Annotated in this window: 24 protein-coding genes and 3 tRNA genes; 5 read left to right on the forward strand and 22 right to left on the reverse strand. The window is 69.1% G+C overall.

From position 1 onward, the window contains the following. Positions 1–2: 2 nt before the first annotated feature. Positions 3–647: a uracil-DNA glycosylase gene (locus B9Y70_RS07855; RefSeq protein ID WP_085549715.1), complete on the reverse strand. Its 645-nt coding sequence runs from the start codon at positions 645–647 to the stop codon at positions 3–5. Then, entirely contained in the window at positions 647–1,612 is a 966-nt protein-coding gene (locus tag B9Y70_RS07860) for a thiamine-phosphate kinase (RefSeq protein ID WP_240309173.1), read from the reverse strand. Before B9Y70_RS07860 ends, B9Y70_RS07855 begins: the two co-directional genes overlap by 1 nt. A gap of 28 nt (positions 1,613–1,640) precedes the next feature. Between B9Y70_RS07860 and B9Y70_RS07865 the strand changes: the two genes are divergently transcribed. Continuing rightward, positions 1,641–2,573 carry a DUF3515 domain-containing protein gene (locus tag B9Y70_RS07865; protein WP_085549717.1) on the forward strand — a complete coding sequence of 311 codons (933 nt, stop codon included), beginning with the start codon at positions 1,641–1,643 and terminating at the stop codon, positions 2,571–2,573. On the opposite strand, the gene B9Y70_RS07870 is transcribed toward B9Y70_RS07865, so the two are convergent. Both B9Y70_RS07870 and B9Y70_RS07875 read right to left on the reverse strand, forming a co-directional pair. Further along, entirely contained in the window at positions 2,545–3,624 is a 1,080-nt protein-coding gene (locus tag B9Y70_RS07870) for a D-alanine--D-alanine ligase family protein (RefSeq protein ID WP_085549718.1), read from the reverse strand. The genes B9Y70_RS07865 and B9Y70_RS07870 overlap by 29 nt on opposite strands. Before the next feature lie 22 nt (positions 3,625–3,646). Then, the gene (locus B9Y70_RS07875) at positions 3,647–4,627 is read right to left on the reverse strand and encodes an NAD(P)H-dependent glycerol-3-phosphate dehydrogenase (RefSeq protein WP_085549859.1); all 981 of its coding nucleotides are present in this window, start codon (positions 4,625–4,627) and stop codon (positions 3,647–3,649) included. Between the two features lie 139 nt (positions 4,628–4,766). Here B9Y70_RS07875 and B9Y70_RS07880 point away from each other — a divergent pair, with 139 nt between their 5' ends. Then, positions 4,767–5,771 (forward strand): NUDIX hydrolase, encoded by a 1,005-nt coding sequence (locus tag B9Y70_RS07880; protein WP_085549719.1) that lies wholly within the window; start codon positions 4,767–4,769, stop codon positions 5,769–5,771. Between the two features lie 2 nt (positions 5,772–5,773). Here B9Y70_RS07880 and B9Y70_RS07885 read toward each other — a convergent pair whose 3' ends face one another. From B9Y70_RS07885 to leuC, 4 genes are all read right to left on the reverse strand, one after another. After that, entirely contained in the window at positions 5,774–6,163 is a 390-nt protein-coding gene (locus B9Y70_RS07885) for a carboxymuconolactone decarboxylase family protein (protein WP_085549720.1), read from the reverse strand. After that, entirely contained in the window at positions 6,156–6,482 is a 327-nt protein-coding gene (locus B9Y70_RS07890; RefSeq protein ID WP_085549721.1) for a hypothetical protein, read from the reverse strand. Before B9Y70_RS07890 ends, B9Y70_RS07885 begins: the two co-directional genes overlap by 8 nt. A gap of 131 nt (positions 6,483–6,613) precedes the next feature. After that, on the reverse strand, positions 6,614–7,204 hold the full coding sequence (leuD, locus tag B9Y70_RS07895) for a 3-isopropylmalate dehydratase small subunit (protein ID WP_085549722.1): 591 nt from the start codon (positions 7,202–7,204) through the stop codon (positions 6,614–6,616). 15 nt (positions 7,205–7,219) lie between these two features. Continuing rightward, entirely contained in the window at positions 7,220–8,638 is a 1,419-nt protein-coding gene (leuC, locus tag B9Y70_RS07900) for a 3-isopropylmalate dehydratase large subunit (RefSeq protein ID WP_085549723.1), read from the reverse strand. 56 nt (positions 8,639–8,694) lie between these two features. Between leuC and B9Y70_RS07905 the strand changes: the two genes are divergently transcribed. Next, entirely contained in the window at positions 8,695–9,405 is a 711-nt protein-coding gene (locus B9Y70_RS07905) for an IclR family transcriptional regulator (protein ID WP_085549724.1), read from the forward strand. A 53-nt stretch (positions 9,406–9,458) separates the two neighbouring features. Then, positions 9,459–10,037: a DUF2202 domain-containing protein gene (locus B9Y70_RS07910; protein ID WP_085549725.1), complete on the forward strand. Its 579-nt coding sequence runs from the start codon at positions 9,459–9,461 to the stop codon at positions 10,035–10,037. Here the strand turns inward: B9Y70_RS07910 and B9Y70_RS07915 are convergent. The 8 genes from B9Y70_RS07915 to B9Y70_RS07950 form a co-directional block, all read right to left on the reverse strand. Beyond that, on the reverse strand, positions 10,034–12,664 hold the full coding sequence (locus B9Y70_RS07915; protein ID WP_143337573.1) for an FAD/NAD(P)-binding protein: 2,631 nt from the start codon (positions 12,662–12,664) through the stop codon (positions 10,034–10,036). The genes B9Y70_RS07910 and B9Y70_RS07915 overlap by 4 nt on opposite strands. Continuing rightward, complete coding sequence (locus B9Y70_RS07920) at positions 12,661–13,575, reverse strand: pyridoxal-phosphate dependent enzyme (RefSeq protein ID WP_085549727.1); 915 nt, start codon at positions 13,573–13,575, stop codon at positions 12,661–12,663. Before B9Y70_RS07920 ends, B9Y70_RS07915 begins: the two co-directional genes overlap by 4 nt. A gap of 10 nt (positions 13,576–13,585) precedes the next feature. Continuing rightward, the gene (locus B9Y70_RS07925; protein ID WP_085549728.1) at positions 13,586–14,155 is read right to left on the reverse strand and encodes an HD domain-containing protein; all 570 of its coding nucleotides are present in this window, start codon (positions 14,153–14,155) and stop codon (positions 13,586–13,588) included. Between the two features lie 82 nt (positions 14,156–14,237). Beyond that, positions 14,238–14,310, reverse strand: a tRNA-Glu gene (locus B9Y70_RS07930). 751 nt (positions 14,311–15,061) lie between these two features. Next, positions 15,062–15,134: transfer RNA gene (locus B9Y70_RS07935), tRNA-Glu, on the reverse strand. A gap of 35 nt (positions 15,135–15,169) precedes the next feature. Further along, positions 15,170–15,241 (reverse strand) — tRNA-Gln (locus B9Y70_RS07940). 154 nt (positions 15,242–15,395) lie between these two features. Then, positions 15,396–16,889, reverse strand: a complete 1,494-nt coding sequence (gltX, locus tag B9Y70_RS07945) for a glutamate--tRNA ligase (RefSeq protein WP_085549729.1) — start codon at positions 16,887–16,889, stop codon at positions 15,396–15,398. Positions 16,890–17,139: 250 nt separating this feature from the next. Beyond that, positions 17,140–18,045, reverse strand: coding sequence for a CE1 family esterase (locus tag B9Y70_RS07950; RefSeq protein WP_159449797.1), 906 nt, complete (start codon positions 18,043–18,045; stop codon positions 17,140–17,142). A gap of 100 nt (positions 18,046–18,145) precedes the next feature. Here B9Y70_RS07950 and B9Y70_RS07955 point away from each other — a divergent pair, with 100 nt between their 5' ends. Continuing rightward, a complete protein-coding gene (locus B9Y70_RS07955) occupies positions 18,146–19,258 on the forward strand; it encodes an isochorismate synthase (protein ID WP_085549731.1) in 1,113 nt (370 codons plus the stop codon). Here the strand turns inward: B9Y70_RS07955 and B9Y70_RS12935 are convergent. The 6 genes from B9Y70_RS12935 to B9Y70_RS07985 form a co-directional block, all read right to left on the reverse strand. After that, positions 19,255–19,845 (reverse strand): SAM-dependent methyltransferase, encoded by a 591-nt coding sequence (locus B9Y70_RS12935; RefSeq protein ID WP_085549732.1) that lies wholly within the window; start codon positions 19,843–19,845, stop codon positions 19,255–19,257. The two genes, B9Y70_RS07955 and B9Y70_RS12935, sit on opposite strands and share 4 nt — an antisense overlap. A 10-nt stretch (positions 19,846–19,855) precedes the next feature. Beyond that, positions 19,856–20,662, reverse strand: a complete 807-nt coding sequence (locus B9Y70_RS07965; RefSeq protein WP_085549733.1) for a fumarylacetoacetate hydrolase family protein — start codon at positions 20,660–20,662, stop codon at positions 19,856–19,858. A gap of 30 nt (positions 20,663–20,692) precedes the next feature. Further along, positions 20,693–21,349 (reverse strand): exonuclease domain-containing protein, encoded by a 657-nt coding sequence (locus tag B9Y70_RS07970; protein ID WP_085549734.1) that lies wholly within the window; start codon positions 21,347–21,349, stop codon positions 20,693–20,695. Then, positions 21,349–23,205: a DUF294 nucleotidyltransferase-like domain-containing protein gene (locus tag B9Y70_RS07975; RefSeq protein ID WP_085549735.1), complete on the reverse strand. Its 1,857-nt coding sequence runs from the start codon at positions 23,203–23,205 to the stop codon at positions 21,349–21,351. Before B9Y70_RS07975 ends, B9Y70_RS07970 begins: the two co-directional genes overlap by 1 nt. Before the next feature lie 61 nt (positions 23,206–23,266). Next, positions 23,267–23,899 (reverse strand): DUF1345 domain-containing protein, encoded by a 633-nt coding sequence (locus tag B9Y70_RS07980; RefSeq protein WP_085549736.1) that lies wholly within the window; start codon positions 23,897–23,899, stop codon positions 23,267–23,269. Positions 23,900–23,950: 51 nt separating this feature from the next. Further along, positions 23,951–25,462 carry a cell wall-binding repeat 2 family protein gene (locus B9Y70_RS07985; protein WP_085549737.1) on the reverse strand — a complete coding sequence of 504 codons (1,512 nt, stop codon included), beginning with the start codon at positions 25,460–25,462 and terminating at the stop codon, positions 23,951–23,953. Between the last annotated feature and the right edge of the window lie 2 nt (positions 25,463–25,464).

The following is a 25,464-nucleotide window of genomic DNA, read 5'->3' on the forward strand; positions in this document are numbered from 1 at the left end:
GTCTACAGCCGCCAGTCCACCGGTTCCGCTCCAACAGACGTCAGATACTCATTCGCCCGAGAAAAGGGGCGGGAGCCGAAGAATCCGCGGGAGGCCGACAGCGGTGAGGGGTGCGGGGACTCGATCCGCGGGGTGTCCCCGAGGAACCGGGCGGCCCCCTGCGCGTCCCGACCCCACAGGATCGCCACGAGCGGCCTCCCCCGGGCGGCGAGCGCCCGGATCGCGGCCTCGGTCACCGCCTCCCAACCCTGCCCGCGGTGGGAGCCGGCCTCCCCGGGGCGCACGGTGAGCACCCTGTTGAGCAGGAGCACGCCCTGCCGGGACCACGGGGTGAGGTCGCCGTCCTGCGGCGGGGTCACGCCGAGGTCCGACTGCAGCTCCCGGTGGATGTTCACGAGGCTGCGCGGGGGGCGGACGCCGGGGTGCGTCGAGAAGCTCAGTCCCATCGCGTGGCCGGGCGTGGGGTACGGGTCCTGGCCGACGATGAGCACCTTCACGTCGTCGAAGGGGTCCTGGAACGCGCGGAGGATGTCGTTCCCGGCGGGCAGGTAGGCGGGTTCGGCGCGCAGGAAGTCGCCGAGGTCGTGGATCTGCTTCTCGACGCCCGCGAGCGCCGGCTTCCACGATTCGTGCACGGGCAGCGCCATCAGAAGCTCACCCACCCGTGGCCGTACTTCGGGGTTTGGCCGTCGATGGTGACGGCCTCGCCGCGGATGACCCGGCCGATGACGTGGAACCCGGAGGGCGGGTCGCCGGCGGTGGTGGCCAGGAGGGTGTGGTCCTCGCCGCCGGTGAGGACCCACTCCCAGGGGTCGGCGTCGAGAAGCTCGGCGGCCTCCCACACGATCGGCGGGGGCATGATGTCCGCCGAATGGAGATCGATGCCGACGCCGGAACGGCGGGCGATGGTGGTGAGGTCGACGATGAGGCCATCGGAGTTGTCGGTCATGGCGGTCGCCCCCGTGGCCCGCGCGACGACCCCGCGGCCGGGGGTCAGCGTCGGGGCGCAGTGGGCGTCGATGAGCGGACGCAGGTGCTCGGGGACATCGCGCCCGAAGCGCTCGAGGAGCGCCAGGCCCGCCCCGGACCAGCCGATCCGCCCGTGCGCCACGACGCGCTGCCCCGGGCGCGCCCGGTCGAGGGTGAGCTCGGGGCGCGAGCCGCCGAGGGAACCGATGGCCGTGACCGACAGGACGAGGTCGTTTCCGGAGGTGAGGTCGCCGCCGACCAGCTCGGCAGAGTACTCCCCCACCTTGGCGTGGATGCCCTCGGCGATGCCCCGCAGGTAGGACACCGGGGTGTGCGGCGGTGCGGACACGGCCAGCAGCGCGGCGATGGGACGCGCCCCCATGGCCTCGATGTCCGCGAAGTTCTGCACGATCGACTTCCGGCCGATCTCCTCCGGGGTGGACCAGTCGACGCGGAAGTGCCGGCCCTCGATGAGCATGTCCGTCGTCGCCACCGCCCGGGAGTTCGGGGAGGCGTGGCTGAGGACGGCGGCGTCGTCGCCGTTGCGGTTCGACGGCGCGGCGGAGACAATCGCCTCGATCGCGCGGTGTTCTCCGACGTCACCGAGCGTCGGGCCCGAATAGTGGGCGGGAAAGCTGGTCACGCCGACCCTTTCGATAGACTTCACATACATGAGCTCCGCTTACCAACCTAGTCGTTCCGGTCGTGCCGCCATCTATCTCTCCCTGGTGTTGGCGGTCGCACTGGTTCTCGGTGTCGTCGTCGGCGCGAAGGTGGTGTTCGACCGGGTGGCCAAGCAGCCGGTCCCCATGAGCGACCTGCCGGCTCCGCTCGCGGACTCCCCCGAATGCGCGTCCTTCCTGGACACCCTCCCCGACGAACTCATCGGCCACGACCGCGCCGAGATCCTCGAGCCGGCCCCGGACGGGGTCGCCGCCTGGTCCTCGAGCTCCGTGGAGCGCGTCACCCTGCGCTGCGGCGTGGACCTCCCGCTGCAGTACACCGCCTACGCCCCCACCGAGGAGGTCGACGGCGTCGAGTGGCTGCGCATCACCGACGCCACCCCCGGCTCCACCCTGCAGACCTGGTACGCGGTGGACCGCGAGCAGGTCGTGGCCGTCACCGCGGATGCGGAGTCCCTGGGCCGCCACGCGGAGCCCGTCTCCGGTCTGAGCGGGTCCGTGGCCACCCTGCCCGTCGCGGAGCACGAGCCGTTCCCGGCCCCGCTCTCCCAGCTCGCCGCCGGCGACACCGCCGTGTGCGGCGACCTCCTCGCCGCGCTGCCGGACACCGTCGCCGAGGACCACGAGCGTATCGACGTCCCCGAGGACCACACCGTCGCCTGGGTCGCCGACGGCCGCGAGCCGGTCGTCCTGCGCTGCGGCGTCGCTCCGCCGGAGAACTACCAGCCGGGCATCCAGCTCAACCAGGTCAACGACATCGTCTGGTTCGAGGACACCGTCCTCGCCTCCGGCACGACCGCGGGCACCTGGTTCGCCCTCGGCCGGGAGACGGACATCGCCGTGAGCACCCCGCAGGACGTGAGCAGCGAGGTGCTGGTTCAGCTCGGCGACGTCATCGCCGCGGAGACTGCAGAGCAGTAGTCACGAGGACGTCGAGAAGCTCCTCGTAGGCGACGCCGGAGGCGGCGAACACCTGCGGGTACATGGAGATCGGCGTGAAGCCGGGCATGGTGTTGATCTCGTTGAGCACCGGGCCGTCGGCGGTGAGGAAGAAGTCGACGCGCGACAGGCCCTGGCAGTTGAGCGCGCGGAAGGTGGCGACGGCCAGCTCGCGGATCCGGTCGTTGACCTCGTCGGAGTAGGGCGCCGGGATGGTGGGGCTGACGACCGTGTCGAGGTACTTCGTCTCGAAGCCGTAGAACCCCTCCTCCGAGTCGCCGGTGCCGTTGAGCTTCGCCGGGACGGACGCCACGAGCGAGCCGTCCGGGTACTCGAGCACGCCGACCTCGACCTCGTCGCCGATGATCTCGGCCTCGATGATGACCTTGTCGTCGGACTCGCGGGCCGAGGCGATCGCCGTCGGCAGATCCGCCCAGTCGGTGACCCGGGACACGCCGATGGAGGAACCACCGCGCGCCGGCTTGACGAACACCGGCAGGCCGAGGCGCTCCTTCTCCGCGTCCGGGATGTCGGTCTCCGCCCCGCGCAGGATGAGCTCGGCGGTGATGGGCAGCCCCTCGGCGGCGGCCAGCTTCTTGGTGAACTCCTTGTCCATGCCGCATGCCGAGGCCAGCACCCCGGCGCCGACGTAGGGCAGCCCGACGAGCTCGAGCATGCCCTGGATGGTGCCGTCCTCGCCGTAGGGTCCGTGGAGGACGGGGAAGAGGACGTCGACGCGCGCGTGCGGCTGGCCGGTGTCCAGGTTGAGGATGAGTCCGTTGTCCTGCGGGTCGAGCGACAGCGCCAGCTCCTCCCGCTTCTCGACGCTCGGCAGCACCCCGTCCGCGATGCGCAGCCGCGAGTGGTCGGACTCCCCGACCGTCCACATGCCGTCCTTCGTGATGCCGATGGGGATGACCTGGTACTTGTCGGAGTCGAGGTGGCTCATGATGGCGCCCGCGGACACGCAGGAGATCTCATGCTCGGTGCTGCGGCCGCCGTAGACGACGCCGACTGTGATGCGCTGTTCCATAGGCAGGAAGCCTACCGCGCGGTCACTCCGCCTTCTTGGAGCGACCCATGAGTGCGGCGATCATGTCGCGGACGTCGAGACCCCGGTGGCACACGGCGTACACGGCCTGCGTGATGGGCATTTCCACCTTGTTGGCCTGCGCCAGCTGGAACACCGAGTTCGAGGAGATGACACCCTCGGCGACCTGGCCGTGGGTGGCCTTCTTCGCCTCCTCCAGGGTGCCACCCTCGCCGAGGCGGACGCCGAAGGAACGGTTACGCGACAGCGGGGAGGAGCAGGTGGCCACGAGGTCACCGAGGCCGGCGAGCCCGGCGAAGGTGCGCTGGTCCGCGCCGAGGGCGTGGCCCAGGCGGGAGATCTCCGCCAGACCACGGGTGATGATGGTGGCCAGCGTGTTCTCGCCGAAACCGAGCCCGGTGGCCACACCGCAGGCGAGGGCGATGACGTTCTTGCAGGCACCGCCCAGCTCCACGCCGACGACGTCGGTGTTCGTGTAGGGGCGCAGGTACGGGGTCGCCACGGCGGCCTGCACCAGCTTGGCGCGGTTCTCATCGGTGCAGGCGATGACGGTGGCGGCCGGCTGCTCCTCGGCGATCTCGCGGGCCAGGTTCGGACCGGAGAGCACGGCGATGCGGTCGGTGTCGGCCCCGGTGATCTCGGCGATGACCTCGCTCATGCGCAGGTGGGTGTCGGTCTCCACACCCTTGGAGATGCTCACCAGCGTCGAGTCGGAGGGCAGCAGCGGCGTCCAGGCCTCCAAGTTGTCGCGCATCGTCTGGCTGGGGACGGCGAAGATGACGATGGCCGCGGAGTCCAGGGCCCGCTCCGCGTCGTGCGTGGCGACGACGGACTCCGGCAGGCGGATGTCCGGCAGGTAGTCGGGGTTGGCGCGGGTGTCCTGGATCTGCTCGGCCAGCTCGGCGCGGCGAGCCCACAGAGTGACGGTGTTGCCGGCGTCGGCGAAGACCTTGGCCAGGGTGGTTCCCCATGAACCGGCACCCATGATCGCTACGTTGACCACGCGCTGCTCCTTATCTGTTTCGTTTGCAAACCAGCTTAAAGGATGGGTTGGTGCTGCGAATAAGCCGCAGGTGCGGGAAAATGGGGGGAACCGTATCCGCAACCTACCTCTGAGGGGAATCATGCCGAAGAACAAGCAGCCGCACGAGGTTGACAAGGATCAGGTTCCCGAGCTTCTGGTCAACGGCCGTCACCAGGTGATTCCGGCCGATCCGGCGAAGGAGTTCCCGCGGGCGATGCTGGCCGCCGGGGCCGTGCTGTGGCGCGGTGACCTGGCCGATCTGGACTCCGTCGAGGTCGCCGTCATCCACCGCCCCTCCTACGACGACTGGTCCCTGGCCAAGGGCAAGGTCGACCCGGGTGAGTCCCTGCCCACCACCGCCACCCGCGAGATCCTCGAGGAGACCGGTTTCGAGATCCGCCTGGGCAAGCTGCTCGGTAAGGTGACCTACCCCGTCGGCGACCGCACCAAAGTGGTCTACTACTGGACCGGGGAGGTCCTCGGGGGCGAGTTCACCCCCAACGACGAGGTCGACGAGCTGCGCTGGCTCCCGATCGCGCAGGCCCGCGAAATCCTCTCCTACGAGGTCGACCGCCACGTGCTGGGCAAGGCGGAGAAGCGCTTCCGCCTGCCCGCCACCTCCCGGGTGCTCTACATCCGCCACGGCCGCGCGCATCAGCGCCGCAACTGGGACGGCGACGACAACCTGCGCCCGCTGGACAAGAAGGGGCGTCGTCAGGCCGAGATGCTCGTGCCCATGCTCCTGCCCTACAAGCCAGTCGCCGTGTACTCCGCCGAGCCGGAGCGGTGCCAGGCCACCGCCGCTCCCCTGGCGGATGAACTCGGCGTGGAGATCGTCGTGGACGAGATGTTCGGTGACAAGGCGTACGCCGAGAAGCCCGCCAAGTGCCAGCAGCGCTTCCAGGAGCTCGTCGACGCCGGCGGCACCTCCGTCGTCGTCTCCCAGGGCACCGCCATCCCCGACATGATCGCGTGGCTGAGCGCGAATGGACGCCTCCCGCTCGAGGCGATCGAGGCGAAGAAGGCGTCCGTGTGGGTGCTGTCCTTCCACGACGGCCAGCTGACGGGGGCGGATTACCTCACCAGCCCGCTGCCCGCGAAGTAGGGCTAGTTCTTCGGGCCCAGCTCGTCGACGAGGACCTCCTGGGCCACCTTCATGGCGGACAGTGCCGCCGGCGCGCCGCAGTAGCCGGAAGCGTGGATGATGGCCTCGGTGATCTCCTCGCGGGTCAGTCCGTTGGCCAGGCCGCCGCGCACGTGGCCGCGGAGTTCCTCGGTGGCGCGCAGGGCCACGAGCATGCCGATGTTGAGCAGGCTGCGGTCGCGCCTGGACAGGCCGTCGCGGGTCCACACGGACCCCCAGACGGTGGCGGTGATGTGGTGCTGGAGGTCCTCGCCGTCGGTGCCGGCGTTGCGGTCGAGTGCGGCGTCGACGAAATCGTCGCCCATGACCTCCCGTCGGATGCGGATGCCCTCGTCGTAGCGGTTGTCAGTCATGATGCCGACGGTACCCGCGCCTCATGACGACCACGGCGAGGATGACCCCGGACAGGGTGAGGATGACTCCGCTGGCGATCTCGGAGACCTGCTCGGGCACCGTGCCGTAGAAGCCGCAGAAGCGCCTGGTCACCCAGGGTTCGGCGAGCATGCCGAGCGGGAGGACGAGGCGGGCGATGAGGCTGGAGTGCGCCGCGACGCCGGCAAAGCCCAGCGGGATACCGAACACCGCGGCGGCGACGAACCCGTCCGGGGGCACGCTGCCCACCGCGATCCCCACGGCGTAGTGCAGGGTGATGGTGAGCAGCAGAATGCCCACACCCAGGGCGGCCCCGCGCAGCCAGCGGCCTGCCCCGACAGTTACGCCAGGGTGGTGTAGTCCACAAGGGCGGTGACGACGGCGAGCACCATCGCCACACCGAGAACTACTTTCGGCGGCACATGTTTCATCTAGCCGACGATAGTCGGCTTGTACGCCGGGCGCTTCTCCTCGTAGGCGGTGATGGCCGGCTCGTCGCGCAGCGTCAGGCCGATGTCGTCGAGGCCCTCCATGAGGCGCCAGCGGGTGTAGTCGTCGACGGAGAACTGGTAGGTGTTCTCGCCGGCGGTGACGGTGCGGGACTCGAGGTCGACGGTGATCTCCAGGCCCGGCTCGGCCTCGAGCTGCTTCCACAGCAGCTCGATGTCGGCCTCCTCCATCTGGGCGGCGAGCAGGCCGGCCTTGCCGGAGTTGCCGCGGAAGATGTCGGCGAAGCGCGGGGACAGGACGACGCGGAAGCCGTAGTCCATGAGGGCCCAGACGGCGTGCTCACGGGAGGAGCCGGTGCCGAAGTCGGGGCCCGCGACGAGCACGGAACCCTCGCGGTAGGGCTCCTGGTTGAGGACGAAGTCCTCGTCCTTGCGCCAGCCGGCGAACAGGCCGTCCTCGAAGCCGGTGCGGGTGACGCGCTTGAGGTAGACGGCGGGGATGATCTGGTCGGTGTCGACGTTCGAGCGGGTCAGCGGCACGCCGACGCCGGTGTGGGTGGTGAACTTCTCCATGGTGGTCTTCTCCTTCTACAGGTCGGCGGGGCTGGCCAGATGGCCGAGGACGGCGGTGGCGGCGGCGACCGGCGGGGACACGAGGTGGGTGCGGCCACCCGGACCCTGACGGCCCTCGAAGTTGCGGTTCGAGGTGGAGGCGGAGCGCTCACCCGGGGCGAGCTGGTCCGGGTTCATGCCGAGGCACATGGAGCAGCCGGCGGTGCGCCACTCGGCGCCGAAGTCGGTGAAGATCCTGTCCAGACCCTCCTCCTCCGCCTGCTGCTTGACCATGGTGGAGGACGGGACGACGAGCATGCGGGTGTTCTCGGCGATGGTGCGGCCCTTGACCACCTCGGCGGCGGCGCGCAGGTCCTCGATGCGGGCATTGGTGCAGGAGCCGAGGAAGACGGTGTCGATGGCGATGTCGCGCAGCGGGGTGCCCGGGGTGAGGTCCATGTAGGCCAGGGCCTTCTCGGCGGCGGCCTTGTCGGACTCGTTGGTGAAGTCCTCCGGGTCCGGGACGTTGGCGGACAGGGGCAGGCCCTGGCCGGGGTTGGTGCCCCAGGTGATGAAGGGGGTCAGAGCGGAGCCGTCGATCTCGACGACGGTGTCGAACTCGGCGCCCTCGTCGGTGGGCAGGGTCTTCCAGTACTCGACGGCGGCGTCCCAGTCGGCGCCGGTCGGGGCGAACTCGCGGCCCTCGACGTAGTCGAAGGTCTTCTGGTCGGGGGCGACCATGCCGGCGCGGGCACCGGCCTCGATGGACATGTTGCAGATGGTCATGCGGGCCTCCATCGAGAGCTTCTCGATGGCCTCGCCGCGGTACTCGATAATATGGCCCTGGCCGCCGCCGGTGCCGATCTTGGCGATGATCGCCAGGATGAGGTCCTTGGCGGTGACGCCCGGCTGCAGCTCGCCGGAGACCTCGATGGCCATGGTCTTGAACGGCTTGAGCGGCAGCGTCTGGGTGGCCATGACGTGCTCGACCTCGGAGGTGCCGATGCCCATGGCGATGGAACCGAAGGCACCGTGGGTGGAGGTGTGGGAGTCACCGCAGACGATGGTCATGCCCGGCTGGGTGGCACCGAGCTGCGGGCCGACGGTGTGGACGATGCCCTGCTTGACGTCACCCATGGGGTGCAGGCGGATGCCGAACTCCTCGCAGTTCTTGCGCAGGGTCTCGACCTGCGTGCGGGAGGTGGCCTCCTTGATCTCCAGGAGGGAACCGGTCTGAATGCCCTCGGTGGGGACGTTGTGGTCCTCGGTGGCCAGGTGCAGGTCCGGGCGGCGCAGCTTACGGCCGGCCAGGCGCAGTCCGTCGAAGGCCTGCGGGGAGGTCACCTCGTGCAGGAGCTGCAGGTCAATGTAGAGGAGATCGGGTTCGCCGTTCTCGCCCTTCGCGACAATATGGTCGTTCCACACCTTCTCGGCCAGCGTCAGCTTCTCGGCCATGGATGCCACCTTTCCATCTGTGTAAATCTCACGGGGTGAGATGTTAGTATCGTGGTATGGGACAGTATAGCGCAGTGTCAGGCATCAAGGTGCTGGATCGTTCGGTCGCGATCATGATGGCCGTCGCCCCGCATCCACTCTCGCTCACCGAGCTCTGCGAGACCACCGGACTGCCGCGCGCCACCGCCCACCGCCTGGCCACCGCCCTGGAGACCCACCGCATCCTCGCCCGCGGCGAGGACGGCCGCTGGACCACCGGCCCCGCCCTCACCTCCCTGGGCACGGGCAGCCGCGACCAGCTTCTCGACGCCGCCCGCCCCATCATGGCCGCCCTCGTCGACACCACCGGCGAATCTGTGCAGCTCTACCAGCTCACCGGCACCTCCCGCACGTGCGTGGCCGCCCAGGAACCGCCCGTCGGCCTGCAGAACACCGTCCCCGTCGGCTCCCAGCTGGCACTCACCTCCGGCTCGGCCGCCAAGGTGTTCCTCGCCTTCGGCTCACCCCAGCTTCGCGACACCATCCTCCCCGACGTCACCTTCGATCCTTCCGATCTCGCGCGCGTCGAGGCGGAGCGCGTCAGCGAGTCGGTGGCCGAGCGCGAGGTGGGGCTCGCCTCCCTGTCCGCCCCGGTGTTCACCCCCGCCGGGCGCTTCGTCGCGGTGCTCTCCGTGTCCGGGCCGTCGGAACGCCTGCGCCCCCACCCCGCCGAGAAGTGGGGCGCGGCCCTCACGGACGCGGCCGAGGCCCTGTCGCGCTCGTTGTAGCCCCGCATACCCCCGGTGGTAATTTCTGCGGCCCGGGCGGTGTTGCACCGGGCATGAGAACCACACTGCTCACCGCCCTCGTGCTCGTCCCTGCCCTCGCGCTGGGCGCGTGCACCGACACGTCCGAGACCACCACCGACACGTCCGTGACCACCGAGGCCACCGAGGCCCCCGAGGCCGCTGACACCGACGACCGCGACGCCCTCCTCCAGCGCCTCATCGAGGAGGAGAAGGTCGCCCATGACCTCTACACCGCCTTCGACGAGAACTACGGCACGCAGGTGTTCTCCAACATCACCCGCGGGGAGGTCGGCCACCAGGACGCCGTGCTCCGCGTGCTCGACGCCGCCGGAGCCGAGGATCCCCGCACCGGGGTGCCGGGCGAGTTCACCGACCCGGAGCTGCAGGAGCTGTACGACGACCTCCTCGCCCGCGGCCTGGAAAGCGAGACCGCGGCGTACCAGGTGGGCGTCGACTTCGAGACGTGGGACATCACGGAGCTCGAGAACGACCTGGCGGCCACCCCGGAGGATGACACGGAGCTGCGGGAGCTGCTCCAGTTCCTCATCGACGGCTCGCAGCGCCACCTTGCGGCCTTCGAGCGGCAGCTGGACCGCCCGCGAGGCCGTTAACGGTCGATGTCGTCGAGGGTGCCGGGGTACACCACGTTCTTCGCCAGCGGGATCTGGTGCGAGGCGCTCTCGAGGATGTGCATGAAGTAGCCGGCGGCGTTGGGGATGGCGATGACGTCGCCCGGCTCCACACCGTACGGGAAGCGGATGCGGCGGCGCAGGATGAGCTCGTCCTCGATGCAGTAGGCGCCGACGAGGAACGCCTCCACCTCCTCTCCTGTCGTGCGGTCGGTGACCAGAAGCGGGTCGATGAGGTAGTCGTCGGAGGTGGTGCGGCACTGGGTGCGGTTCATGGCCAGCCCGACAAGGGGCAGACCGTCGGAACGCTCCTTGACGAAGGCCACCTCCGCCAGGATGACGCCGCACCCGTCGAGCAGGCTGCGTCCCGGCTCGAGGTGCAGGCGCAGGCCGCGCTCGCGGAGCATCTCCGCCACTCCCCCGGACAGCACGTCCTTCAGCCACTCCCCGCGCACCGGGGACTGGTGGAAGGGGTAGGTGGTGTCCAGCGGGTCGGCCTTCCACGTGAAGGGCCGGGCGTAGCCGTCGACCATGGCGTCGCGGGCGGCGTGGTAGTCGCGCCACTGCTCCGCGTCGTCGAGGTAGCTCATGGGGACGCCGCCACCAAGGTCGATGAAGGTGGGGTGGTGGCCGGCGTCGATAAGCAGGTCGACGAGGCGGCAGCACTCGCGCAGGGCGGTCGCGCGGTCGGCGGCGGAGTAGCCGTGGAGATGGACGTGGAGGCCGACGATCTCCACGCCCGGGACCTGGCCGATCTCGGCCCACTGCTCGACGCGCTCACCGAAGCGGGTCGGCGGGAGAAGGTCAGGGTCGGGGGCGACGCGCGGGGCGACGTGGGCGGTGCGCTCCCCCGCCAGCCGCGAGATGCGGGCCAGTTCGGCCCGGGAGTCGGCGGAGATGGTCACGCCGTTGGCGATGGCCAGCTCGAGCAGGCGGTCCGGCTTGATGGCGGCGGAGAGGATGATGCGCTCGCCGGGCACGCCGCGACCCAGTACCTGCGAGAGCTCGCGCTCGCTGGCGACGTCGACGCCGTGGCCCGCGTCCCGGACGGTGTCGACGAACACGAGGCCCTTGTTGGCCTTGCGGGCGAAGAAGATGCGGGTGTCAATGCCGCAGGAGGCACCGGCGTCGACCAGTTCAGTGACGTTGGCCAGCATCGGCCCGGGGTCGAGGACGTTGACGGGGCTGCCGTACTCCTCGAGCAGGGAGCGGCACCGGGCGGGGTCGGTGGTGAGCTCGGCGGCCCACGGCTCGAGACGGGCGGTGAGCGGCGGGATGCCGTGGACGTGGTCGGGTCCGGGCACGAGGCGGCGGGCCCAGCGCGGGATGACGTCGTGGAGGGTGCGGGAGAGGGTGTCGTTGCCCAGGACGACGTCCTCGGTCATGCGTCCCACCGCGGCGAGGTTCGTCTGGCCGACGACCGTGCCGTCGGGGGCCACGTCGAGGCCGCGGGTACCGGGGCGCACGCGCGCCAGGCCCTCATCGACGAGCCAGGCCTCGAGGGTGCCGTCGACGACGCCGGGCGGCGGGATGACCGCGTCGATGACGACCGTGACGTCGAGCTCGCGGACGAGGTCGCCGAGGTCCTCGTTGCCGCGGCCCAGGTGGGTGAGGTCGACCTTCCCGGACTCGACGAGCTGCTCCAGGTGGGCCACGCTCTCGGGCGGCGGGCCGAACGCGACGCGCTCGAGGCGGCGGCACAGCTCCCCGAAGCCCGCGAGACTGTCGCGGCCGTCGTAGGACGCACGCTCGACGATGGCGGTGTAGCATTCGCGCCACGCCAGGCCGACGGCCCACGCGGCGTCGGGGTCGTCGTGGTCGGTGCCGGCCAACACGGCGTCGACGTCACCGTCACGGTCGGCGCGCTCGAGGAGGCGGCGCGCGGTGACGGCCAGGGCATCGACGAGGGCGGCGATGTCGGGGGCGTCGATAAGCAGGGCCTTCCCGGCGGCGATGATGTCGTCGGCCTCCACCCCGTCGAACTCGGGCTTGACCTCCATGAGGCGGCCCGTGCGGGTGACGGGGATAAACACCTCCGGATCGCACGCGCGGATGACGTCGATGAAGGTCAGCGCGGCACCGCGTACGAGCACGCGGTCCTTCGGGCCGATGGCCTGCAGATTCGACGCCGGGTACGGCATGACGACGGGCACCGGCAGGTCGGCGTGCTCCAGGGAGCCGGGCCAGGTGGCGGCGTGGCCGGTGGCCAGCAGGACCTCGTCGAAGGCCAGGCCGCCGACGGCCCAGCCCTCGTCACGGCGGTCGAGCTTCTCCACGTGCCCCTCGTGCCACGTCAGGTCGCAGCGCGGCGGAATGTGACGGCGCAGGGCCTCCCAGGAGGCGGCGAGGAACTCCCCCACGAGTCGGCGTGACGGGAACGGGTCGCTCGCTCCACGCCACTCGTCAAAGGACCCCAGGCCCGTGCGGATCGCCGAGGCGCGGACGTTGATGAGCCACTCCCCCGGCTGGTCGGTGTCGTAGGCGTCGAGACCGCCACCGTCGAAGACGTGGAGGTCGATTGCCGCGCCGCGTTCGCGCGCCAGCCCGAGGACCTCTTCCGCCGCCCACAGGCCCCGGGGGCCGCCGCCGATGATCGCCACGGTTGTCACAGGGTTTCCTCCACCCAGTCGTCGTTGTAGATGGTGTCAACATAGTTGGTGCCGCCGTCATGCAGGATGAGCACCACGTCACCTGTCAGTTCCGGCAGGAGCTTTTCGACGCCCGCCACCACCGCCCCACCCGAGGCACCGCACAGGATGCCCTCCGTGCGGGCCAGCTTCCGGGCCGCCGCGACGGAATCCCGGTCGGTGATCCGCAGGACCCGGTCCGGGTGGACCGACGCCGCCAGTTCCGGCATCACGCCGGCGCCGAAACCCGGCAGATGGCGGGTGCCGCGGACGCCGTCGAAAAGCACGGACCCCTCCGCGTCGACGGCGATGACCTCGGTCCCCAACCCCTCCCGGTTGATGCGGCGCAGGCAGCCGCCGATCGTGCCGGTGGTGCTCACCGCGACGAGCAGGTGATCCGGGGCGTGGCCGAGCTGCTCGACGATCTCGCGCATCGTGCCCTCGTCGTGGGCGGTGAAGGCGGCCTTGTTGGAGTACTGGTCGAGGCAGACGGCGTCGGGAAGCTCGGTGAGCAGTTCCGCGACCCGGGCCCGGCGGGCGGCCAGCCAGTCGCCGGTCTCCGGATCCGGCGCGGTGACCTCGTGGACGACCGCGCCGTAGGCACGCATGGTGGCCACCGTCGCGCGGTTCGCCCGCGGATCGACGACGCAGTGGAACGTCCATCCGCCGAGGACGGCCTCCCGCGACATGGCCACACCGAGGTTGCCCGAGCTGGACTCCACGATGACCGCGCCGGGCTGCAGATCGGCGGCCGCGAGAATGGCGTGGGCGGTGCGGTCCTTGGCACTGCCGGAGGGGTTGTAGCCCTCCAGTTTGGCCCACAGGGTGACGGTGTCTGTCGTGTTCAGCCGGTCCAGGCACACGAGCGGGGTGTTCCCGGGTTCGAGACTCATGCAGGAAATATTACGCTTCAACGGGGAAACATGAGACTAATTCTCCGAGTTGTCTGTTCAGGTCCAGCCCCGGCAGACGCTTCTCGACGACCCGGTGGATCTCCCCGTACCACCACCGCTGATTCTCCCGCCCGGAGTTGAAGCGCTCCCACAGGGCGTCGCCGTGGGTGGCGTGATCGTCGAGGATCGACATGAGGTTGTGCAGCTTATCGGCCGCGGAGATGAGCACCACCTCGTCGGGGGCATCATGCTCGAGGTGACGGAGGTAGGCGTCCGCGCGGGCCCGCCAGTCCGGCAGCGAGTCGTCCTTGCTCAGATGCCGGACGAGATCGGTGACCCGGTCGCCGAACTCCCGCCGCATGTCCTTCTCGCTGTAGCGCTCCGGGACATCCTCGAGGGTGTCGTGGAAGAGCGCGGCAATCTGGACGTCCTCATTCTCCGTGTACTGCGCGACGAGGTGGTGGACCGCCAGGAGATGCGCGATGTACGGGATGCCGGAGCCCTTGCGCACGTGATCCCGGTGGTTGACGGCGGCGGTGTTCATCGCGCGCATGAGGCGGGTTGTGAGGGGCGTGGTCATGGGAATGAGCGTAGAGGACGTGTCCGGCCCCGGGGCGGAATGACTGAAGCCCTCCACCTGGTGGTGGAGGGCTTCGTGTCTGTACCCCGTACGGGATTTGAACCCGTGTTACCGGCGTGAGAGGCCGGCGTCCTAGGCCGCTAGACGAACGGGGCTTGTTCGCTTTTTGTGCGGTGTCCGTTGCGGACTTCATAACTATAAACAGGGCGTGTACCGCAGAACAAATCAGGAGGTCAGGGATGGTTCTCGGGGTGTTGCGACGGGGCGTGAGGAGGAGCTGGGGCTCGCTCGCCCTCGCGACCTCCGCGCAAAGGAGAAACCCACCACGCTCGGTGGTGGGTTTCTAACTTTTGCCGAACCTTGGACGGTAGGAGATCTACCACTTCCGACGTCGGTGCGGAGGTCTCGTCGACCCGGGGTAATGATCCCGTCGTGGCCGCGTCCGCTGTAGTTCTGTGGAACCTTATGTGTCGGGGGTTAGCTTGTCATTTCCGTGGGGTTCGGTGACAGCTGACGCTTCATATCGCTCCCGTTAGCTCCTGTACTCCGCGCATCTCTTGCGCTTGGGATGTTGTGGATTATGGCTGTGCCGCTTAGGGGAGGACGCCTGCGTCGCGTCCGGAGATATGGTTCAAAGCCTCTGCCATATACTCTCCTTCCATTCGATCAACATCCGGAAGATCCGTGTCCTCGAACCTGGTACCTGGGGTGCGAGGGGTGAACCTTTCCGCTTACCTGCAGCCTAGGCCCCGACGCTGCGTGGTTAAAGGGGATTTCACAATCCCGTTACCTGACGTTACCCCCGCCGCAACATTCCCCGAGGTGTGAGCCACGCACCAAAAGTTAGGGCGGGGGTGAATCGCAAAAACTCCCGGATCCGTTTTGGATCCGGGAGTCATTGTCGTGTACCCCGTACGGGATTCGAACCCGTGTTACCGGCGTGAGAGGCCGGCGTCCTAGGCCACTAGACGAACGGGGCGAAGCGAAGTACTTCGCCGGCAGATTACTCTGCAGCTGGCCTACCAGGACTCGAACCTAGAATGACGGTACCAGAAACCGTTGTGTTGCCAATTACACCATAGGCCATTATTTACTTACCCTGTTCCACGTCCCGACTGCGTTCCGTTTCCTTCCCGCTGTCGCTCTGTGCAACGTGGATAACTATAACCACAACGGTGCAACACTGCCAAATCAGCTGCTCACCGCATATTTTTCATACGCGGTGAGCAACACCAGTCGGCTACTGGGCGGGCGCCTGGAACGGGGTCACGGCGCGGGCGGCACGCAGGCGCGCGAGGGTGGACTCACGGCCGAGGAGCTCCATGGACTCGAACAGCGGCGGGGAGACGGCCTCGCCGGAGATGGCCACGCGGAGGGCGCCGTAGGCGGTACGGGGTTTGAGCTCGAGGTCCTCGATGAGCGCCTTCGTCAGGGCCGCCTCGATCTCCGGGGTGGTCCACTCCCCCACGGCCTCCAGGGCGGCGATGCCGGCGTCGAGGGGCTCGATGGCGGCCTCCTTGAGGTTCTTCTTCGCGGCCTTCTCGTTGAGCTCGAGCTCGGCGTCCGGGGTGACGAGGAACTTGAGCAGCCCGTAGCCCTCGGAGAGGGTCTTGATGCGGGTCTGGGTGAGCTCGGCGGCCACGGCGAACTTGTCCGCCGGGTAGTCCTCCGGGAAGTCGGTGAACTCCGTGAGGTGCGTGCGCAGACGCTTCTCGAACTCGTCGGCCGGCAGGAGGCGGATCTGGTCGGCGTTGATGGCCTCGAGCTTCTTCTGGTCGAAGCGGGCCGGGTTGCCGAGGACGTCGGCGATGTCGAAGTTGGCCACCAGCTCCTCGACGGAGAAGATGTCGCGGTCACCGGACAGGGACCAGCCGAGCAGCGCGAGGTAGTTGAGCATGCCCTCGGGGATGATGCCGTTCTCGCGGTGGTGGAAGAGGTTGGACTGCGGGTCGCGCTTGGACAGCTTCTTGTTGCCCTCACCCATGACGAAGGGGAGGTGGCCGAACTCCGGGGTGAAGTCGGTGACGCCGATGCGCTTGAGCGCCTCGTAGAGGGCCAGCTGACGCGGGGTGGAGGACAGCAGGTCCTCGCCGCGCAGGACGTGGGTGACCTTCATGAGGGCGTCGTCGACAGGGTTGACGAGCGTGTACAGCGGGGCACCGTTGGAGCGGGCCACGACGTAGTCCGGCTGGGTGGCGGCCTTGAACTCGACCTCGCCGCGGACCAGGTCGTTCCACTTCCAGTCCTGGTCGGGCATGCGCAGGCGCCAGACGGGCTGGCGGCCCTCGGCCTGGAAAGCGGCGATCTCGTCCTCGGTGAGGGTGCGGTCGTAGTTGTCGTAGCCGAGCTTGGGGTCACGGCCGGCGGCCTTGTGACGCTCCTCGACCTCCTCGGCGGTGGAGTAGGCGGGGTAGACCTCGCCGGCGTCGATGAGCTTCTGCAGCACGTCCGCGTAGATGTCCATGCGCTGGGACTGGCGGTAGGGGGTGTGCGGGCCGCCCTTCTCCACGCCCTCGTCCCAGTCGAGGCCGAGCCAGGTCAGGGCGTCAATGATGGCCTGGTAGGACTCCTCGGAGTCGCGGGCGGCGTCGGTGTCCTCGATGCGGAACACCAGGGTGCCCTGGTTGTGGCGGGCGTAGGCCCAGTTGAACAGGGCGGTGCGCACCAGGCCCACGTGTGGGGTCCCGGTGGGCGACGGGCAGAAGCGAACGCGTACGTCAGTCATGCCCGTCATGTTACTGGTCGTCGGTTCCGCTGCTGCGGGGAGCACCTCCCCACCGGGGGCGGCCAACCCGTGCCCACTCAATTGATCAAGGGCTCCTGTCAGCGGGCTCACCTCCGTATCAGCCCTCACCCCCGCTGTCGCGATCACCGGGCCCGACGACGGCACGGTGGCGACCCATCCGCGCCTGGTCATCCGCGTCCACGTGGACACCCCCCGCTGCGCACCTCGCTGCCGGGGCAGGCGGTCGCCACAAGGTGGGTCAGCCGACCTGCCGGGAGAGGAAGTGCCACGCCTCCTGGGCGGCGTAAAAGGGCCACTGGTGGCCGGCAGTGGCGGAGAGGACGAACTCCGTCTCCGCCTGGCAGCCATTCACCGCGTGGACGGAGGCACCGACGGCGGAGGTCCATCGGGCGGAGGTCTCGGGGAGGCAGCCGTTGCGCCCCGCCCAGTGGTCGAAGACGCCGCCGACCGCCTCAAAGGGCGTGCCGTGGCGGAGGCCGCCCGCGGGGACGGCGACGTCGTCGTTCGCGGCGTGGAGGAACAGGACCGGGACGGGGACGTCGGCGCAGTCGGCGTCGATGCCCTCGTAGAACATGCCGGACACGCTCACCGCGCCGGTTACAAGGTCGGGGGCGCGGCAGGCCAGGGCGATGGCGAAGGCACCGCCGTTGGAGTGGCCGATGGCGTAGACGCGCGAGCGGTCGACGAGGTGGTCATAGGAGAGCTCATCGACGATGGCGCGGGCGAAGCGAATGTCCTCCTCCATCGTCATCGCCGAGTACGGGGCCCCCGCCCACGTGTTGTCGATGCCGCGCGCGTACGCCACGATCGCGTTCGCCGAGCCGTGGAGGCCGGAGGTGGAGGCCATGTCCTCCGGGGAGGCACCGTAGCCGCCGAAGACGAGCATGACCGGGTAGGTCAGCGCCGGGTCGTAGTCGTGCGGCAGGGAGACGAGCGCCTCGCGGCCGCCCACCGACAGCGGGGTGACGGCCCCGGCGCTGAGGGCCGAGGACAGACCGGAGGACAGCGCCGACGACATCCCCGAGGACTGCGCGTGCGCGGGTGCAACGGCAGCGAAGGAGGCGAGGGAGAAGACTACGGCGATGGCAGCCCAGACAGCCACGGCGGAGACGGCGGCGCGCTGGCCGAGGTACTTGACACTCACATCGAGCCACATTAGCAACAATTGTCACATCAGTCCCAGGAAAAGCGGAGAGCAGACCTCAAAATGTGGGGACATTAAGTGGGTACTAGACTGTCTCCCCATGTGTGCCCACCGACCTGTGACCGCCCCGGACTTCCTCTTGTCCCGGGCGCACGGCTCAGTACGCACCCAGGGGTCGCGGGAGACATTCACCGACCCGTGGGACGCCGTCGACGCCCTGCGTAGCGGGCGTGTCGAGATGGTCGTCGGCGCCCTGCCCTTCGACGTCCAGGCCCCCGCCGCGCTCACCGTGCCGGAGCGGATCATCCGCGAGGAGGGGCCGCTGGAGCCCCACTCCTACTACCGCCAGGGCGAGGGCGCGATCCTCCACGCCGTGATCGCGGGCGTCGATCCGGAGCCGGAGGAGCACCTGCGCCGCGTGGAGGCCGCCGTCGGTACGATCCGGGCCTCCAAGCTGCAGAAGGTCGTTCTCGCGCGCGCCGTCGACATCGCCTTCGACCCGCCGGTGGATCCGCTGCTCGTGGCCGCCCGCCTCATCGACAACTCCTACAACCGCGACGGCTTCATCGCCGACCTCACCCCCGCCGGCCGCGAGGGCGACATGATCGTCGGCTCCTCCCCGGAGGTCCTGGTCAAGCGTCAGGGCTCGACCGTCACCGCCTACCCGCTGGCTGGTTCAGCGCCGCGCCACGTCGACCCGGTGCTCGACGCGGGCGTCGGTAAGCGTCTGGCCGGGTCCGCCAAGGACCTGGAGGAGCACGCCTACGTCGTGGAGCACCTGCGGGAGAAGCTCGCCCCCTACTGCGAACGGCTCGACATCCCCGGCACCCCGGAGGTGACGCGGACCAACGAGATGTGGCATCTCGCGACCCCCATCGTCGGTACGCTCAAGAATCCGGCGACCTCCGCCCTGGAGCTGGCCGTGCAGGCGCACCCCACCCCGGCGATCTGCGGCACGCCGACGCACGCCGCGGAGACCCTCATCCACACCGCTGAATCCGACCGCGGCTTCTACGCCGGCGCCGTCGGCTGGTGCGACAGCTCCGGCGACGGCGAGTACATGGTGGCCATCCGCTGCGCCGAGGTCGCTGGCGACGGCACCATGGCGCGTGCCTGGGCGGGTGGCGGCATCGTCGCGGATTCCGACCCCGCGGAGGAACTCGCCGAGACGTCCGCCAAGCTGCGGACGATCCTGCGCTCTCTCGGCCTCTAACGCACCGCGCGGAGGATCAGATCCTCGTGGTGGTGCGCGCCCGCCCCGTGCGTGACGTTGCGGGGGCTGCGGCGGATGTCCGTCTCCGCCACGAGGTCGGTGATGAGCGCCTCCATCTGCAGCGGGCTCATGCGCTCCGGACGCTGCCCGCCCCAGTCATGGTCGACCCACAGCATCGTCCCGCCCGGGTGCAACATCCGCGCCAGCTCGCGCGCCTGCTCGGTGACCACCGGGGCCGGGAAAAAGAAACCGCAGATGAGGTCGAAGCTCTCCCCCAGGTAGGAGTCGAGCCAATCGGCGAGGGTGGCAACCTCGAAGGTGATCTGCTTGTCGACGCCGCGTTCGGCGGCCATCGCCCGCGCCCGTTCCACCGCCACCTCGGCGGTGTCGATCGCGGTGACGTGCCAGCCCTGTTCGGCCAGCCACACGGCGTCGGCCCCCTCGCCGCAGCCGATGTCGAGGACCCGACCCGGGGTGAGTTCCCCCGCCTCCCGGATCAGTGCCTCGTTCGGGTTACCCGACCAGCGGTGGCCGGCCGCGTAGAACAAGTCGAAGTCCGTGTGCTCGTGACCACCGTGGTCGTGCATTGTCGCTCCCTTAAGCCCGCTCGATCGGGTTGCGCAGGATGCCCAGACCCTCGATCTCGACCTCGATGGTGTCACCGGGTTGCATGGCCTCGGTGCCGGCCGGGGAACCGGTGCAGATGACGTCGCCCGGCAGCAGGGTCATGGAGGCGGTGATGAACTCGATGATCTCGCCCATCTTCATGATCATCTGGTTGGAGTTGGAGTCCTGCTTGGTGGCGCGCTCACCGTCGTGGGTGAGGTGGGCCTTGATGGACAGGTTGTCCAGGTCGAAGGCGTCGATGTCGGTCTCGATCCAGGGGCCCAGCGGGCAGAAGGTGTCGATGCCCTTGGCGCGTGCCCACTGGCCGTCGGCGAACTGCAGGTCACGGGAGGAGACGTCGTTGACGATGGTGAAGCCACGGACGACGGACTTCCAGTCGGCGGCCTTGACGTTCTTGGCGACTTGGCCGACGACCACCGCGAGCTCACCCTCGAACTCGACCTTGGTGGCGAACTCCGGGATCTTGATGGCGGCGTCCGGGCCGATGACCGCGGTCGGGGGCTTGAGGAACAGGGTCGGCGGCAGGTGCTCCGCGGACTCCTTGAACACCTCGGCGACGTGGTCGGCGTAGTTACGGCCGATGGCCACGACCTTGCTCGGGAGGGTCGGGGCCAGCAGACGCACGTCCGCCAGCGGCCACTCCCGGCCGGTGTACTCCGGCTCGGTGTAGGGGGTGTCCTTGATTTCCTTGGCGGTGAGGTCAGCGAGCTCACTGCCCTCACCGTCGATGACGACGAAACTGAAGCCCTCGGGGTGGGCGATTCTTCCAAAGCGCATGGCCAATACTCTACATACCGCCCTGGGGCATCAATTCATGACATCCTTCAATGAGTCGACGCTGAGGGTCGCCCGGTGCGCCAGGTACTGCTCCGCACACGCGAGGGCATCGGTGAGCGCGTTGTGGTTCTTGTAGGCGGGCAGCCCGTAGCGCGCGCGGACCCGGGCGAGGCGGAGATCCTCACCCCGGGGGTAGGTGCCCATCCGTTCCATGTAGCGACGTTCGATGGCGAAGGTGTCTACCGTCTTCACTTTCAGGGGTGCCCCGTAGAGCCGCTGGCAGGCCGCGGAGAGGAACCCCTCCTCCATGGCTGCGAAATGGGCGAGCATGACGCGCCCCTGCAGAGCCGCGAGGAAGCTGCCCACCGCCTCCTCCGGCTCCACGCCCATGGCGATCTCGTCGTCGGTGAGGCGGTGGATCGTGGCGGACGAACCCACGGAGAATCCCTCCGAGCCCCGCAGGATGACGTACCCGGCCCCTGCCAGGTCCACCTGCCGCCCGGTGACGGGCACCCAGCCGATGGAGACCAGTTGGTGCTGCGCCGGATCCATGCCGGTGGTCTCGACGTCGACGGCCAGCAGGGGCAGCTCGTCGAGCGGGGTGCGGTCCTCCGGCGGCGGGGCGTCGTAGAACTCCCTGAGGGCGCCGGTCGCCTTCCGGGAGGGATCAGAACGGAAGGGCCACATCAGATGTTCCTCACCAGGTACTTCGTGGCCAGCGCGTTCTGGATGCCCTTGATAATCTGGAAGCTGTCCCGCAGGTGCTCGCGGTCCATCTTGCCCAGCTTGTTCGGGTCGATGTTGTAGTCGGGGACGGTGTCCTCCCGCAGCTGGGCCGCCTGGTGACGCAGGGTGATGGAGTTGAGGTAGTCGAACGCGTCGACCAGGTCGTTGGCACCCCGCTCGGAGACGCCACCCGCGGCGGCGGACTCGAGCAGCCGCTGCCGGGTGCCCAGGGCGGTGACGCCGCTGGACAGAGAGAACAGGCGCGCCATCTGGACGATGCCGGCGGTGCCGCCCTTCTTCACGTTGAGTGTGTTGGCGTACTCGCCGGACCGGTCGACGACGAGGCCACGGAAGAAGCCGAGGGGTGGCTCGCGGCGGGCGGCGAGGGCCGCCAGGTGCGCGTGCATGCGACGCGCCCCGCGGGCCAGGCCGACGGCGTTGTTGTGCACGAAGTCCGCCAGCTCCGTGTCGCCGTGGATGCCGCGGAAGTCGAAGAAGGTCTGCGCGTGCAGGAGGGCGTCGGGCTCCGGGGCGGTGACCCAGTGGTGGAACGTGTCGATCCACTGCTCCCGGGTCATGCGCCACTGCGGGTTCGACGCCATCATGTCGCCGGGGCACAGGATCTGGCCGGCGGTGTGCAGGCCCTGGCAGACGAACTCGCTGAGCTGGGCGAAGTACTCCCCGTGCTCGGCCTCCTTGTAGGAGTTGTCCAGCACCAGGGCGTTGTCCTGGTCGGAGGCCAGGCCCATCTCGCGACGCCCCTGGGAGCCGAGGACGACGAAGGTGTAAGGCACCGGGGGCGCGCCGAACTTCTCCTCGCCCAGCTTGAGCAGGCGGCGGGCCAGCGAGTCCGCGGCGATGGTCATGATGCCGGAGGTCTCCTCGGCGGAGGCGCCGCGTTCGATGAAGCGGGCGGCGACCTCGGAGGCCTGGGAGTAGGCGTCCTTGAGCTCCTCGGCGGAGTTGCGGCGGGAGAACTCCGCGGTGAGGTAGATGGGATCGTGGCGCAGCAGACGCATGACGTCGGCGGTGGTGACGATGCCGGTCAGCTGCCCCTCATCCACGATCGGGAGGTGATGGATGCGCATCTCCGCCATGATGAGCATGGCCTCGAAGGCCAGGGTCTCGGAGTTCACCGTGCGGGGGCGCGGGGTCATGATCTCCGTGACGGGGAGGGAGATGTCCAGGCCCTGCGCCACGACGCGACCGCGGAGGTCGCGGTCGGTGACGATGCCGGCCAGCTGCCCGTCGGAGGTGATGAGCAGCGAGGACACCTTGTGCTGCTCCATGAGCTCGGCGGCCTCGCGGATCGTCGCGGTCGGCGCGATGGAGACGGGGTTGGGGATCTTGAACTCCCCCAGCTTGGTGCGCAGGACATCCGAGGAGGAGTCGCCGCGCAGTTCCTCCGCGGCGGCGCGGATGCGGCGGGACTGGGAGGAGTAGAAGCGCAGGATGTCCGGGTTGCGCTCCGCCAGGGCGAGGAACTCCGCGCGTGGGAGCAGCAGGAGGAGGGAGTCCTCCACCGCGGTCATCGTGTACTTCGACTCCGTCTCCCCCAGGAGGGTGGAGTAGCCGAAGCTGCGGCCGTCGTCACGCCGGTCGAGGAGGAGCCCGTCGTCGCCGATGACGTCCACGGCGCCGGAACGGATGATGTAGAGGTGGTCATTCACCGCGCCCCGGCGGATGATGTCCTCACCCCGTCGGACGTACTCCATCGTCATCCGGGCGGGGAGGGCATCAAGCTCGACCTCGGGGAGGCGGGTGAAGGGCTCAAGGTCAGCGATGAATTCGCGGACTTCTTCGAGTTCGACGGTCATGTCTTCAGCGTAGTGGGGTCCACGCCGCGCCGGGAGCCTTTCGCCTGGATGTGGACACAACTCAGGTGAACAGGAGGCTGACGGTCATGGCGACGATGACCGTGTTGAAGCCGAAGGCGACGAGCGTGTGGGAACGCACCGCGCTGCGGGCGGCCCGGGATCGGGTGTGCACCCCGCTCATGGTGAACACCGCCACCGAGTGGGAGAGGAAGTCCCCGAACTCCGGCACCCCGTCCGCGTGCTGGTCGGGCAGGTCGATCTCCTCGCCGCGCAGGTGCAGGTCGAGGTACTTCTCCGCGAAGGCGTAGACCATGAGCGCCCAGGATCCGGCGACGGTGAGCAGCCCCAGCAGGGGCAGCCACAGCTGGTCGGGGAAGAGGTTGAGGCGGGAGGCGGCGATGACGATGAGGGCGGAGATGACGCCCGCCTGGATCGACCACCACTCCGGGTGGCCCACACCCGAGGCGGTCCCCCACCGGGGCCGACGGCCCTCCCGGGCCATCGGTTCCAGCTCCGCGAGGTCGGTGCGACTCCACTGCCGGTGGGTCCACACGAGGTAGAGCGGGCAGAACACCACCCAGGTGACCAGGTAGTAGAGGATGAGCAGCGTCATGACGTCGTCGCCGATGACGCCGCCTAACAGCAGCCCGGTGGTCACGGCGAGTCCGAGGACGGAGGAGAGCAGGATGCTCACCTAGTAGCGGCGGGACTGGCCTTTCTGCGGGGCGGCGCTCATGCGCCCAGGTTACTGGTAGGAGACGAACCAGGGGCGGGGGTCGACGTTGTTGTACGTCTCCTCCGGGGTGAAGGTGGGGTTGTCCTCGTCGATGAAATTCTTCCAGGCCATGAACCAGTCGTCGGAGAGGTCCTGGCGCATGACGTTCCAGGTGTCGAACTTCTGCTCCGGGCCACCGTGTCCGTCGGCGTGGAGGATGAAGGACAGCTCCGGGTGGTCGGTGTTGATCTGGTCGCGGTCGCGCAGCATCTGCAGCTGGAACTGGTGGACGATGAGGCCCTTCTGCGGCAGGTTGTTGTCGCGGACGAGCTGGGCCAGCCACTCGGAGACCTCGTTGATCTCGGCGGCCTCGGCGTGGCCGACGCGCTGCAACGGCTGCTCGCCGGGCTGCAGGTTCCACTCGGGGTCAAGAGCCAGGCCGACGTTGGGGCGCTTGAGCAGGTCCTCGTAGACCTTGGCCTGCTCGAGGAAGGACGCCTGGCCGGGCTGGAGGTCGAGGAAGGCGTAGCCACCGGCGTCGGTGATGGCGTCGATGTAGCCGAGGAAGTCCTCCGGGTTGCCGACGTTGGTGAACTTGCCGTCCTCGCCCGGGAACTCGGAGGCGACGGTGACGATGATCTCGAACGCCGGGACGACCGGCTGCTCCTCGAGCGGCTGGTAGTTCTCGATGTGCGCCTTGACCCGATCGACGGCCTCCGCCGGGGGCTGCTCGCCCATGACGCCGAGGGCGTCGCCGGAGGGGTGGCCGTAGAAGGCGATCATGCGGCGACCCGGGAACACCAGTCCGCCGCCGCCGGGCAGCTCGCCGTTGGCGGCCATCTCGATGGCGGTGTCGAGGCGCTCCTGGGAGCCGAACTCGTCGCCGAGGGCGAGGACGTCCTGCTCGGTGACCAGCGCCATCGACTCGGAGGTGATGCGCGGGTCGGGATAGGACAACACGTGGACGTCGGCACCGGCGGCCCGCGCGGTGGCGATCGACGCCAGCGAGGTGGCGTCGGTGGCGAGCATCGGCGGCATGTCCAGCGGGTGTTCGGCGTGCTCGAGCCCCTCCATGCCCTCCGCGGTCTCCGCGTCGAGGGAGGCCGCCACACCGGCGCTGATCGACGCCGGGGTCTCCGCCGGGGTCGCCGGGGTGATCTCCGGGCCGTCGATAAGCGGGCCGACCTCGCCGACGGTGATGACGCGCTCGACGCCGAGTCGTTCGATCTCGGCGTCGACGGCGGCCTGGTCACCGGCGGTGAGCAGCGGTGCTCCCCCGGCGATGGCGAGGTGGACGCCGCGGGAGAGGTCCTCCGGGGTGTCGGCGGCGACGACCACGACGTCGGAGGACTCGAAGAGGCGGGCCGAGGTGTCGACGCCGTTGTCGGCGGCGTCGGCGATGACCTCGGAGGAGGCCATCTCGAGGGTGGGGCGACCGGAGTCGCCCTCCCCGGTGCCGCCGCCGTTGTCGGCGGAGGTGGTGCATCCGGCGATGAGGGTCAGCGTGGTGGTCATGGTCAGCGCGGCCGTCAATCGCCTCATGG

It is taken from the genome of Corynebacterium pollutisoli, from assembly GCF_900177745.1.
In the GTDB taxonomy this organism is placed as follows: Bacteria; Actinomycetota; Actinomycetes; order Mycobacteriales; family Mycobacteriaceae; genus Corynebacterium; species Corynebacterium pollutisoli.

Bases quoted from the DNA above. Each gene is read 5' to 3' on its own strand.
- B9Y70_RS07855 (WP_085549715.1), bottom strand. From the start codon at position 647: ATGGCGCTGCCCGTGCACGAATCGTGGAAGCCGGCGCTCGCGGGCGTC.
- B9Y70_RS07865 (WP_085549717.1), top strand. From the start codon at position 1,641: ATGAGCTCCGCTTACCAACCTAGTCGTTCCGGTCGTGCCGCCATCTAT.
- B9Y70_RS07870 (WP_085549718.1), bottom strand. From the start codon at position 3,624: ATGGAACAGCGCATCACAGTCGGCGTCGTCTACGGCGGCCGCAGCACC.
- B9Y70_RS07875 (WP_085549859.1), bottom strand. From the start codon at position 4,627: ATGGGTGCCGGTTCATGGGGAACCACCCTGGCCAAGGTCTTCGCCGAC.
- B9Y70_RS07880 (WP_085549719.1), top strand. From the start codon at position 4,767: ATGCCGAAGAACAAGCAGCCGCACGAGGTTGACAAGGATCAGGTTCCC.
- B9Y70_RS07885 (WP_085549720.1), bottom strand. From the start codon at position 6,163: ATGACTGACAACCGCTACGACGAGGGCATCCGCATCCGACGGGAGGTC.
- leuD (WP_085549722.1), bottom strand. From the start codon at position 7,204: ATGGAGAAGTTCACCACCCACACCGGCGTCGGCGTGCCGCTGACCCGC.
- leuC (WP_085549723.1), bottom strand. From the start codon at position 8,638: ATGGCCGAGAAGCTGACGCTGGCCGAGAAGGTGTGGAACGACCATATT.
- B9Y70_RS07905 (WP_085549724.1), top strand. From the start codon at position 8,695: ATGGGACAGTATAGCGCAGTGTCAGGCATCAAGGTGCTGGATCGTTCG.
- B9Y70_RS07910 (WP_085549725.1), top strand. From the start codon at position 9,459: ATGAGAACCACACTGCTCACCGCCCTCGTGCTCGTCCCTGCCCTCGCG.
- B9Y70_RS07920 (WP_085549727.1), bottom strand. From the start codon at position 13,575: ATGAGTCTCGAACCCGGGAACACCCCGCTCGTGTGCCTGGACCGGCTG.
- B9Y70_RS07925 (WP_085549728.1), bottom strand. From the start codon at position 14,155: ATGACCACGCCCCTCACAACCCGCCTCATGCGCGCGATGAACACCGCC.
- gltX (WP_085549729.1), bottom strand. From the start codon at position 16,889: ATGACGGGCATGACTGACGTACGCGTTCGCTTCTGCCCGTCGCCCACC.
- B9Y70_RS07955 (WP_085549731.1), top strand. From the start codon at position 18,146: ATGTGTGCCCACCGACCTGTGACCGCCCCGGACTTCCTCTTGTCCCGG.
- B9Y70_RS12935 (WP_085549732.1), bottom strand. From the start codon at position 19,845: ATGCACGACCACGGTGGTCACGAGCACACGGACTTCGACTTGTTCTAC.
- B9Y70_RS07965 (WP_085549733.1), bottom strand. From the start codon at position 20,662: ATGCGCTTTGGAAGAATCGCCCACCCCGAGGGCTTCAGTTTCGTCGTC.
- B9Y70_RS07970 (WP_085549734.1), bottom strand. From the start codon at position 21,349: ATGTGGCCCTTCCGTTCTGATCCCTCCCGGAAGGCGACCGGCGCCCTC.
- B9Y70_RS07975 (WP_085549735.1), bottom strand. From the start codon at position 23,205: ATGACCGTCGAACTCGAAGAAGTCCGCGAATTCATCGCTGACCTTGAG.
- B9Y70_RS07985 (WP_085549737.1), bottom strand. From the start codon at position 25,462: ATGAGGCGATTGACGGCCGCGCTGACCATGACCACCACGCTGACCCTC.